The sequence below is a fragment of the Enterobacter sp. MGH 33 genome (assembly GCF_000534535.1).
Lineage (GTDB): Bacteria > Pseudomonadota > Gammaproteobacteria > Enterobacterales > Enterobacteriaceae > Enterobacter > Enterobacter hormaechei_C.
Genome location: NZ_KI973212.1, coordinates 3278291 through 3289757, shown reverse-complemented (window position 1 = coordinate 3289757; position 11467 = coordinate 3278291). Strand labels below are relative to the sequence as shown.

The window sequence follows — 11467 nt, the reverse complement described above, 5'->3', positions numbered from 1 at the left end:
CTACGGTTGGAGGATCTTGTAGGCCGGGTAAGGCGAAGCCGCCACCCGGCACAACCCCATTAGCTAAACACCACCTGCGCCCAGCGCGCCAGCCCTGCCGTAACGGAGCCAAAGTCATCGCCGCCGGCAATCGGGATCCCCGGCAGCTGTTCCGCCAGCGCTTTCTTGATCAGCGGCGAACGGGCGCTACCGCCAGTCAGGTAAATTACGTCCGGCTTCACGTTGCCGTTCTCAAGCGCCAGTTGCACCTGCTCCAGAATACGCTGAAGCGGCTGAGTGAGCGCCATTTCCAGCCCTTCCTGGGTGATTGCCGTAGCCAGATCGTCACTGATAAACGGCAGCGAAACCGCATGCTCTGGACGATCGGAAAGGGCAATTTTGCTCTCTTCGGCGGTGCGCACCACCCGGTAGCTCAGGCGCTGACGCCACACCTTATACAGAAGTGCGACCTTCTCTGCATCCTGCGCATCACGCACCAGATCGTTGAGGAAACGGCCATTCGCGGTGCTGTAAAAATCACTCTGGGCAGGGACGTCGTTGATGGCAATCGCGTTCCACCATGGCAGGATCGGCAGGGCGATGCCTTTCTCGGTTTGACCGCCCATACCGAGCAGCGGCATCAGGCTCTTGAAGGCCAGGGCAATATCAAGATCGTTACCGCCCACGCGGCAGCCGCTGTGCCCCAGCAGACTATTTTCACGATCGCGACGGTGATGCCACTGGGGACCCATCAGCAGTAATGAACAGTCCGTCGTACCGCCGCCGATGTCCACCACCAGCACCCGTTTCTCTTCCGTCAGCGTGGCTTCAAAATCCAGCCCCGCCGCAACCGGCTCATACTGGAACACCACGTCACGGAAGCCTGCCCGGTGCGCTGCACGCTCAAGGATCCCCTGCGCCTGCTGGTTGGCTTCGTCGCCGCCCAGCCCCTGAAAGTTAATCGGACGGCCAATCACCGCCTGGGTGATGGCATCCGGCACCTGGGACTGCGCCTGATTGCGGATGTGCAGCATCATCGCGCAGACCAGATCTTCAAACATCGCCACCTGCTGCGGCTTCAGGCCGCTGGCGCCGAGGAAGGATTTCGGCGATTTAACGAAGTAGACCTCTTCCGGGTCTTCAATGTACTGCCCGAGGGAAGAGAGGCCGAACTGCACGCTGGACGGGGTAACGTCGATATCTTCCTCGCGGTTAAAGCTGACCGCACGGCGCAGCAGCGCCTGGGTCTCCGCCGCCGTGGCCGGAACCTGATGGTGGCGGAACAGCCACTCGCTCACCGCTTCACGCGTGGGCGCACAAAGCATTGACGGCAACAGCGTACTGCCGTTTTCCATTTTCAGGAGCTGCGGTTGTCCGTTTTGCATTATCGCAACCGAGCAGTTTGCGGTGCCGTAGTCGAATCCAATAAACACAATAAATCCCCATGCCGGTGAGAAGGGGCGAGACTTTAGCGAAATGTCTGCCAGGCGACAACAGGAATATGAAAGCAAGGCGCAAGGCGATCTTTCGGTTTATGCTGAGGTAAATACAAAAGGAGAGACGATGTACACCCTGAACTGGCAACCGCCCTACGACTGGTCGTGGATGTTTGGCTTTCTTGCCGCGCGTGCGGTCACGGGGGTTGAAACCGTTACGGAGGATTACTACGAGCGCAGTTTTGGCTATGCCGGGCACCAGGGCATTTTCCGGGTTACGCCAGACAGCGCAACCCCTACGCTGGCGGTGTCGCTCAGCCCTGGCCTGATCCCGGTGGCGGATATCTGCCTCGACCGCATCTCCCGCCTGTTTGACCTCGATTGCGACCCGCTGCACATTGCGCAGACCCTCGGCGATCTCGGCGCGGCGCGGCCGGGCTTACGTTTGCCGGGCGCGATGGATGCATACGAGCAGGGCGTGCGCGCCATTCTCGGGCAACTGGTGAGCGTGGCGATGGCGGCAAAACTGGCGTCACGGGTGGTGGCGCTGTGCGGTGAACCCATTGAGGATGCGCCGGGCTATCTCTGCTTTCCTCCTCCAGAGGTGCTGGCCGCGGCAGAACCGCTGGCATTGAAAGCCCTCGGGATGCCGCTCAGGCGTGCGGAGTCGTTGATTCATCTGGCGCAGTCGGTGGTGGACGGTGAATTCCCGCTATTCCCGCCTGCGAACGTTGAGGCCGGGATGAAGGCGCTACAGCAGCGCCCCGGCATCGGGCGCTGGACCGCGAATTATCTGGCCCTGCGCGGCTGGCAGGCGAAGGATGTTTTCCTGCCGGATGACTATCTGATTAAACAGCGCTTTGCCGGTATGACGCCCGCGCAGATCCGTCGCTATGCCGAGCGCTGGCAGCCGTGGCGCTCGTATGCGCTGTTACATATCTGGTACACCGACGGCTGGTCGCCGTCAGTTGATGGCGAAATAGCTGGTATTCAGCAGTAGATCGAGCGGCTGCGCTTCCCCGATGGTGTCGCCGTAAATAAAATCAACGCCGATGCCCGACAGCGTATCCATCATGATTGACTGATGGCATGGCCCGGCAATGGTTTTTATGCCCAGACGCTGGGCGTGGCCCTGAATGATTGTCACCATCATCTCATCCATCAGATTGCCGTGGACGTTGGTCACCACGTCTGCATCCAGCAGCAGATAATCAGCGGTATTGGCGCTGAGCTGGCTGAAGACGTTCATATCGCGTCCGACCCGGGTCAGCACCACGCGACAGCCGGCCTGACGAAGCTTTTGCAGACCCTGCTGCACGTTTTCATCCGTATTGCTCAGCACATCAACGGCGATCGCCAGATGCAGCAGCCGCGCCGGCAGCGGACCTTTGGTAATGAGGTCGAGCAGCTCATCCACCAGCGTGACGCTGGCTAAACCCGCTTCTGAGAGCGGCAGCGCGACGCCCATTCCTTTGGCCGCCACCTGTGCGGCATAGGTACGGAAAAATTCGCTGAATATCCGTCGGTCCAGGGCGTGCAGCAGCTCCGGCTCCGCCAGCCCGGCGCGGAAGGCATGCTCTTCCAGCACTTCTCCCTGGCTGGTCCACAGCCGCAAGGAAATCAGCCAGAAGCTACTGCTCTCGGGAATGCGCGGCGAGGCGACGCTGCGGGCGATCATCAGCAGATGGTTATCTTTAATCATGTGCCACTGCTCATCCAGCGACATCATGCTGCGCGTGCTGTGGATCCGCTCCTGCTGGGGTTCGTAGACGGTGACCACGCCGCGCCCGCTGTTTTTCGAGGCGTAGCAGGCGATATCGGCCTGAGACATCACTTCCGCAGCCTGGTAATTGGTGTCGTCAATCAGCGTAATCCCCGCGCTGGCGCCAATGCGGTGCAGGCGTCCTTCCCAGGAAAAATGATAGTTGTTGATGGCGTCGATCAACCGGCCCGCAATATAGCGTGCGCTTTCGACGTTGCAGTCCGGCAGCAGCAGGCCAAACTCGTCGCCGCCCAGACGCGCCAGCACGTCGCTGGAGCGCAGCATGGTCAGCATCAGCGAAGAGAGTTCGCGCAGGAGAGCGTCGCCCGCCGCGTGGCCTGCCGTATCGTTCACCGCCTTAAAACGGTCAAGATCGATAAAGACCAGCGCGTGACGCTGATGGGTCTCCTGTACCGTCTGCAACAGGCGCTTAAGATGGTTTTCAAAGCTGACGCGGTTCGCCAGGTGGGTAAGGGCGTCATGGGAAGCGCTGTAGCTCAGCTGGCGCAGCATTTTGCGCGACTCGGTGACGTCCTGAATCACCAGCACCGAGCCGATGGTGTGTCCTTCCAGAGTGCTGAGGGGGGTTATGCTGTAATGAATGTCGAAACTGCCGCCATTGCGGCAGTTAAGCACCACATCCTGTTCGATATCGGTACGGGACATATCGCCGCTGTGGATGTTTTCCATTAACGGACCGTTCTCGCCGAAGGTAATGTGCAGCACCTTCAGAATGGGCTGACCCAGCGCTTCGCTTTGCGACCAGCCGCTCATCTTCTCGGCGACCGGGTTCATAAAGGTGATGTTCATGTCGATGTCGGTACACAGCACCGCTTCGCCGATGGAGTCGAGGGTGATATGCAGGCGCTCTTTTTCCTGGAACAGCGCCTCGTTCAGCTGCTTCACCTCGGTCATATCCATGTTGATCCCTAACAGCCGCTCCACTTCGCCCTGTTTGTTCAGCACCCGGTTCGCCAGCGAACGAATGTGGCGAATGCCATCCTTGACGCGAATGCGAAATTCCAGCTTGAAAGGTACCCTGGCCTGGAGTGACTCACGCAGGACCTGTTCGGCGTGCGTACGATCTTCAGGCACCATGGCCGCATGCCAGAGCTGCCAGGTGGGTTTAATGTGCGAGGGGATCTCGTACAGCTCAAACATCCGTTTATCCCAGCTGATTACGTCCGGCTCGAGATCCCACTCCCAAATCCCGATTCCGCCGGCTTCGTTAGCGAGAGTGATACGCTCCATCAGACGCTTATTCACCCACTCGGTCTGTTTCAGATCGTTGATGTCTTCAATCTGGGCAATAAAGTAGAGCGGCGTGCCGTCGGCATGGCGCACAACGGAGACGGCCAGCAGCGCCCACACCACCTCGCCGCTGCGGGTGTAGTAGCGTTTTTCAAGGGTGTAGGTGTTGATCTCGCCGTGAATCAGCTGTTGCAACTGCTCCAGGTCGGTATTTAAATCTTCCGGCCAGGTTAACTGCTGGAACGTGAGCGACTGAAGCTCAGACTGGCTGTAACCGAGGAAATTGCACAGCGCCTTGTTGGCCTGGAGCCACTGGCCCTCAATGCCCACCAGCGCCATACCAATCGCGGAATACTCCATCGCATTGCGAAAACGTTCTTCGCTTTCCGTAATATGTTTACGCTCGGCCCTGAAGGCATACATCACCATCGTCATAATGTTGGCGGGGAGCAGCATCATCAGGAAGGGGAGCCACGGCGCGTTGAAGGTGACGATCATGCTGGAGGGCGTCATGGAGAGCGGATTTCGCGCCATCATCAGGGACACCATCATGATGGTGAATAAAAATATCAGGAACGCTTCCATACGCGGCAGACGGACCGCGCTCCACATCAGCAGAACGATAATGCAGGTGAATGGCCACGGCAGCCAGGTGATTGCCGTCCAGCTAAGAACCAGCGTGACGACCAGGGTCACCAGCGTTTCCAGCAGCAGTTTCGGGTTGCGGTGGCGCAGCAGGTAATGCGGCTTAAACAGCAGACCTAACGGCACCAGCGCCAGTGCGCCAATGGCTTCTGAAAGTACCCAGACAAGGAAATTACGCAGCGGCTCCGCGCTCGGCACCAGAAAATGAACCAGAACGCCCCCCACCAGCGGCGGCACCAGGGCACTGCCGAGGGCAAGCCGGACCCAGTCGTTGAGGTTTTGCAGCGGATTATACCAGGGGAGCAGCTTACGCAGTAACAGCGCGCCAACCGTGGCCTCAATGATATTGATCGCCGTGTAGGTGATGTTGATCGATGCCCATGAGAAGAGCATCCACGAGGCAAAAATATTGCCAAAGGAGCAGGCGAGCGCAATGCCGGGCCACATTTTTCCCGCATGGCGGTAAAACGCCACCATCATAATTGAAGTCGGGAACCATAGTGGCGCCAGCAGCGTACCGAAGCGAGTCAGCTCGAGGGAAAATAAGGTGAAGATGAACGTGACCAGACCCAGACAGACAAGCCGCAGTAAAGGATGTGGGGTAGTAACCAAAACCCGCTGGTATTGTTTATTCATTACCGCTCTATCCAGGGACGCCATGTTGTCAGGAGCCAGGTCCGGACGCGTGAAATTAATAATTTGGTTTATGCTAGTACAAACATTTTACAATTCATATGCTGAGTGGTCAGATTTTGACTTCATAGACTTATAAAATAGTTACTCTGCGAAGAAGGGTGATGAAATGGCGAAAAACCGCGCGTAAAAATTTTGCTAAAGGCGTGAAACAGCGCTTTTCAGCCCGCCTCGCATAACCTGCGCATTCGACTGGTATCACGCCCCCGAAATCCCTATAATTGCCGCGTTTGACGCTCCGGCGTCGTCCTTCCTTACATCCAGGTTAATCAGGTCGCTAAATTTATGACTGATAAGTCTCATCAGTGCGTCATCATAGGCATCGCCGGCGCATCGGCTTCAGGTAAAAGTCTTATTGCCAGTACGCTTTATCGCGAACTGCGTGAACAAGTGGGTGATGAGCATATCGGTGTTATTCCCGAAGATAGCTATTACAAAGATCAATCCCATCTTTCGATGGAAGAGCGCGTAAAAACCAACTACGACCACCCCAGTGCGATGGATCACAGCCTGCTGTTCCAGCATCTGGAAGCGCTGAAGCGCGGCGAGGCGATTGAGCTGCCCGTCTACAGCTACGTGGAACATACCCGCACCCAGGAAACGATCCGTATCGAGCCCAAGAAGGTGATTATCCTTGAAGGGATTTTGCTGCTCACCGACGCCCGTCTGCGCGAATCTATGAACTTCTCGATTTTCGTCGACACTCCGCTGGATATCTGCCTGATGCGGCGTATTAAACGCGACGTTAACGAACGCGGCCGCTCCATGGACTCCGTGATGGCGCAATATCAGAAAACCGTTCGCCCGATGTTCCTGCAATTTATTGAGCCTTCGAAACAATACGCCGATATTATCGTGCCTCGCGGCGGTAAAAACCGTATTGCCATTGATATCTTAAAAGCGAAAATCAGTCAGTTTTTTGAATAAGCCGTGTGAATTGTGTACCGTTCAGAGATAACCTGGTTTTGCCCTGACGCCGTAAGGCTTCAGGGCGCGATGCACGAAAGGAGAAAGTGCCATGCGTCTTTGTGACCGCGATATAGAAGCCTGGCTGGATGAAGGCCGCCTGTCTATCACCCCGCGTCCGCCGGTTGAGCGTATTAACGGCGTGACCGTCGATGTGCGTCTGGGGAATAAATTCCGCACCTTCAGCGGCCACACGGCACCGTTTATCGACCTCAGCGGGCCGAAAGACGAAGTCAGTGCGGCGCTGGATCGCGTCATGAGCGACGAAATCGTCATCGAAGAAGGAGAGGCGTTTTATCTCCATCCTGGCGAACTGGCGCTGGCGGTGACCTTTGAATCGGTCACGCTGCCTGCGGACCTGGTCGGCTGGCTTGACGGACGCTCTTCCCTGGCGCGTCTGGGCCTGATGGTGCACGTCACCGCGCACCGTATCGATCCGGGCTGGTCTGGCCGTATCGTGCTGGAGTTCTTTAACGCCGGTAAACTGCCGCTGGCGCTTCGCCCGGGAATGATGATTGGTGCGTTGAGCTTCGAACCGCTAACCGGCCCGGCAGACCGTCCTTATAACCGCCGTCAGGACGCAAAATATCGCGACCAGCAGGGTGCGGTTGCCAGTCGTATCGATAAAGACTGATCTGTGAGTTCACTGAGGAAGCCATGAGAAGAGTTCTGACAACGCTGATGATTTTGCTGGTGGTGCTGGTGGCTGGCCTTTCAGCGTTGGTGCTGCTGGTTAACCCGAATGACTTCCGGGCCTACATGGTGCGGCAGGTGGAAGCGCGCAGCGGGTATGAACTCAAGCTGGACGGGCCGCTGCGCTGGCACGTCTGGCCTCAGCTCAGCATTCTCTCCGGACGTATGTCCCTCACCGCGCCGGGTGCCGCGCAGCCGCTGGTCACGGCGGATAACATGCGTCTTGATGTCGCGCTCATCCCGCTCTTATCCCATCAGCTCCAGGTTGAACAGGTGATGCTGAAAGGGGCGGTGATTCAGCTTACGCCGCAAACCGAAGCCGTTCGTCAGGCGGATGCTCCGGTCGCACCGCGTGAAAACACCTTGCCTGACGTCCCGTCTGACACCGGCTGGTCGTTCGATATTGGTAATCTGAAAGTTGCCGACAGCGTGCTGGTTTTCCAGCATGAAGATGACGAACAGATCACCGTACGCAATATCAACCTCAGGATGGAGCAGGATGCCAACCATCACGCCACCATGGAGTTCTCCGGGCGGATCAACCGCAATCAGCGCGATCTCAACCTGTCGATGAACGCGAACGTGAACGCCTCTGATTATCCGCACCAGCTGACGGCGGACGTTCAGCAGCTTAACTGGCAGCTGACCGGCGCGGATTTACCCGCGAAGGGGATTGCCGGCCAGGGCACGATGCAGGCGGTGTGGCATGAAGAGCGCAAACAGCTCGAACTGAACGCGCTCAACCTCCAGGCCAACGACAGTGCCCTGAAGGGGCAGGCGAGCGTCACGCTTGATGAGAAACCTAAGTGGGTGCTGGATCTGCAATTCGACAAGCTGAACCTCGAGAACCTGCTTCCGCCCCAACCGGTGAACGCGACCGATGAGGGAGCCACGCAGGTGGGGCAAAGCCAGGTCACGCAGTCGCGTCCGGTGATCTCCTCAAATCTCGATCAGCCTGACTACAACGGCCTGCGCGGATTCACCGCCGACATTCTGCTGAAAGCGAACAGCGTGCGCTGGCGTGGGATTGATTTTACTGACGTCAGCAGCCAGATGTTCAACCACAACGGCCTGCTGGTCATCTCCGAGCTCAGCGGAAAAATGGGAGCAGGGAACCTCTCCCTGCCGGGCACGCTGGATGTACGCAAAGACGTTGCCAGCGCCGCGTTCCAGCCGCGTCTGGAAAACGTTGAGATTGGCACCATCCTGAAAGCCTTTAATTACCCGATTGCCCTCACGGGGCAGCTGTCGCTGGCAGGGGATTTCTCTGGTACGAAGATTGATGCGGACGCTTTCCGTCGTAGCTGGCAGGGGCAGGCGCACGTTGAGCTGAAAGATTCGCGCATGGAAGGGCTGAACTTCCAGCAGCTGGTGCAGCAGGCGGTAGAGCGCAGCAGCAGCGTGAAAGCGAATGAAAACTACGACAGCGCAACCCGTCTGGACAGCTTTACCAGCGAGCTTGCCCTCGACAACGGTCAGCTCTCGCTGGACGACATGCAGGGGACGTCGTCACTGCTGGCGCTGACCGGAACCGGCGCGCTGGATCTGGTGAAAGAGACGGCAGACACCCGCTTCAACGTCCGCGTGAAGGCTGGCTGGGAAGGCGAAGGCCAGCTTGTGGAGTTCCTGAAAGAGACGCCGATACCGCTGCGCGTGTACGGAAAATGGCAGGAGTTGAATTACAGTTTGCAGGTCGATCAGATCCTGCGGAAGCACCTTCAGGATGAAGCGAAACGTCGGCTGAATGACTGGGCGGACCGCAATAAAGAGTCTCAGTCAGGTAAGGACGTGAAAAAGCTGCTCGATAAGCTGTGATGCCTGTTGTGCCGGGTGGCGGCTTTGTCTTACCCGGCCTATAAAAGCCAGACACCGTAGGCCGGGTAAGCGAAGCGCCACCCGGCTTTTTTACACCTCAAAATCCATCTCATCTTCACCGCGCAGCGGTATCAGCTGCACCTTCTGCACGCGATGGCTCTCTACCTGCAAGGTTTTGATCATGTAATCCCCCACCTGGACCTCTTCGCCCGGCTGCGGAATACGTTGCAGATATTCCATCAGCAAACCGGCGATGGTGTGGTATTCGCGCTTCTCATCCAGCGGAAGCGGAACGAACTGCACCAGATCTTCGAGCGGCATATGGCCGTTGGCGGTCCAGCTGCCGTCGGCGTTTTTCTGAATATCGTGACGCGCATCGATCTCATCCACCTCATTAGGCAGATTACCGGCGATGGTTTCCATCACGTCGCTGAGCGTTACCAGCCCTTCCACAGAACCAAACTCATCAACGACAAACGCGAAGTGGGTACGAGCGTTGCGGAACTGCTCCAGCGCGGAGAGCAGCGGCAGCGCTTCCGGGAAGACCAGCGGCTGGCGCACCAGCGCCCGCAGGTTGAGCGGCTCGCCATGGAGCTGCTGTTGCAGGAGGTCAATCACGTGTACGACGCCCAGCAGCTCTTCTTCCTCTTCACCGCCGGTCACGACCACGCGGGTGTGCTGGTTTTTATCCAGCAGGGCGCGGATCTGCTCTTCCGGCGCCGTCAGGTCAATATGCTCAATGTCATGGCGGGAGGTCATGATACTGCTCACCGAGCGCTGGTTGAGGTTAAGCACGCGCTCTATCATCCGGCGTTCCTGCGGGTTGAAGATCTGCCCGTCGCTGTGGTCGGCAAGCATCGCCGCGGATTCAGCATCCAGCTCGGCATCCTCTTTTTTGCCGCTCAGCAGGCGCATCACCGTATCTGCGGTGCGCTGTCGTAATGTCTGGTTCGCGGAGAGAAAACGGCGACGGTTGAAAATGGCCAGCTGGTTGAGAAACTCAATCAGCACCGAGAAACCAATGGCGGCGTACAAATACCCTTTCGGGATATGGAAGCCAAAACCATCCGCGACCAGGCTAAAGCCAATCATCAGCAGGAAGCTCAGACAGAGGATGACGATAGTCGGGTGACTGTTCACGAAGCGCGTCAGGGCTTTACTGGCGAGCACCATCAGGGTGATGGCGATGATCACCGCGGCCATCATCACCGCCAGATGGTCAACCATCCCGACGGCCGTGATCACGGAGTCGAGAGAAAAGACGGCATCCAGCACCACTATCTGCGCGACCACTGGCCAGAATTTTGCACCGCGTCGCTGGGTGGGGTTTTCACTGTCTTTTCCTTCCAGCCGCTCATTAAGCTCAACCGTGGCTTTGAACAGCAGGAACAATCCGCCGAAAAGCATGATCAGGTCTCGGGCGCTAAAGCTCAGACCCTGCACGCTGAATAAGGGTTTGGTCAGCGTCACCAGCCAGGAGATTGAGGCCAGTAACAGCAGACGCATCACCATGGCGAGCAGAAGACCCGTCACGCGGGCGCGGTCGCGTTGTGAAGGGGGTAATTTATCGGCAAGGATGGCGATAAACACCAGGTTATCAATGCCGAGCACTAATTCGATGACGACCAGCGTCACCAGCCCGGCCCAGATTGATGGATCGGCAATCCATTCCATAGTAAATGCAATACCTTCTGTTATATGACTAATGTCACACTTCGATCATGGATAAAGCCGACGGAAATTGCAATGCCGGGGTGAGATTTCTCTTAATGCTACACTCAGGTAAACCCCATTTGCCGGGCGGTGTAAATAAGTTAATTGCGAAGATTTAATTACATAAGACGATATTTAGGATATATCGCAATAAATGGTCTGGCGATCTATTTTGTCAATATAAAGAAAATCCGAAAACCTTAAAACTTTGCTCTTAATATTAATCTTAAAAACGAATATTAGGACGGTTGTCTCCTTGCCTGCTATTAGGTTAGCTGCAACAATTCTTCCAGCATCAAATGTTAAATCTCCTTGTTGCTATTTTTGTTTCGGTCTTTGGTGAAGGTTATACATTATCAATCGCCCCTGTGAGGCGTTTGATATATTTCGCAAAAGGCCTTATCCAAGAGGGTGTCTAACCATAACGCATTGTTTAGTCAGTGGATTGGTAACTGAAAGCCAAGGGCGGTAGCGTGCCTGAAAGCGTGTGAATCAGCCTCAATTATTCTGTCAA

At 56.9% G+C, this 11467-nt stretch carries 7 protein-coding genes; 4 read left to right on the top strand and 3 right to left on the bottom strand.

Features of this window, described 5'->3' with window-relative positions; translation table 11 throughout:
- Positions 1 to 59: 59 nt before the first annotated feature.
- Complete coding sequence (yegD, locus tag L379_RS08675; RefSeq protein WP_017383266.1) at positions 60 to 1412, bottom strand: molecular chaperone; 1353 nt, start codon at positions 1410 to 1412, stop codon at positions 60 to 62.
- A gap of 130 nt (positions 1413 to 1542) precedes the next feature.
- Here yegD and alkA point away from each other — a divergent pair, with 130 nt between their 5' ends.
- Complete coding sequence (alkA, locus tag L379_RS08680; RefSeq protein ID WP_032654211.1) at positions 1543 to 2415, top strand: DNA-3-methyladenine glycosylase 2; 873 nt, start codon at positions 1543 to 1545, stop codon at positions 2413 to 2415.
- Here alkA and L379_RS08685 read toward each other — a convergent pair.
- A complete protein-coding gene (locus L379_RS08685) occupies positions 2380 to 5709 on the bottom strand; it encodes a diguanylate cyclase (protein ID WP_032654210.1) in 3330 nt (1109 codons plus the stop codon). The genes alkA and L379_RS08685 overlap by 36 nt on opposite strands.
- Before the next feature lie 342 nt (positions 5710 to 6051).
- On the opposite strand from L379_RS08685, the gene udk reads away from it, so the two are divergent.
- From udk to asmA, 3 genes are all read left to right on the top strand, one after another.
- Positions 6052 to 6693, top strand: a complete 642-nt coding sequence (udk, locus tag L379_RS08690; RefSeq protein WP_000130320.1) for a uridine kinase — start codon at positions 6052 to 6054, stop codon at positions 6691 to 6693.
- Between the two features lie 91 nt (positions 6694 to 6784).
- Entirely contained in the window at positions 6785 to 7366 is a 582-nt protein-coding gene (gene dcd, locus L379_RS08695) for a dCTP deaminase (RefSeq protein WP_006811250.1), read from the top strand.
- A 23-nt stretch (positions 7367 to 7389) separates the two neighbouring features.
- Positions 7390 to 9240: an outer membrane assembly protein AsmA gene (gene asmA, locus L379_RS08700; protein WP_032654208.1), complete on the top strand. Its 1851-nt coding sequence runs from the start codon at positions 7390 to 7392 to the stop codon at positions 9238 to 9240.
- A gap of 90 nt (positions 9241 to 9330) precedes the next feature.
- Here asmA and L379_RS08705 read toward each other — a convergent pair whose 3' ends face one another.
- A complete protein-coding gene (locus L379_RS08705; RefSeq protein WP_015572372.1) occupies positions 9331 to 10914 on the bottom strand; it encodes a TerC family protein in 1584 nt (527 codons plus the stop codon).
- Between the last annotated feature and the right edge of the window lie 553 nt (positions 10915 to 11467).

Bases quoted from the DNA above. Each gene is read 5' to 3' on its own strand.
- dcd (WP_006811250.1), top strand. From the start codon at position 6,785: ATGCGTCTTTGTGACCGCGATATAGAAGCCTGGCTGGATGAAGGCCGC.
- alkA (WP_032654211.1), top strand. From the start codon at position 1,543: ATGTACACCCTGAACTGGCAACCGCCCTACGACTGGTCGTGGATGTTT.
- asmA (WP_032654208.1), top strand. From the start codon at position 7,390: ATGAGAAGAGTTCTGACAACGCTGATGATTTTGCTGGTGGTGCTGGTG.
- udk (WP_000130320.1), top strand. From the start codon at position 6,052: ATGACTGATAAGTCTCATCAGTGCGTCATCATAGGCATCGCCGGCGCA.
- L379_RS08685 (WP_032654210.1), bottom strand. From the start codon at position 5,709: ATGAATAAACAATACCAGCGGGTTTTGGTTACTACCCCACATCCTTTA.
- L379_RS08705 (WP_015572372.1), bottom strand. From the start codon at position 10,914: ATGGAATGGATTGCCGATCCATCAATCTGGGCCGGGCTGGTGACGCTG.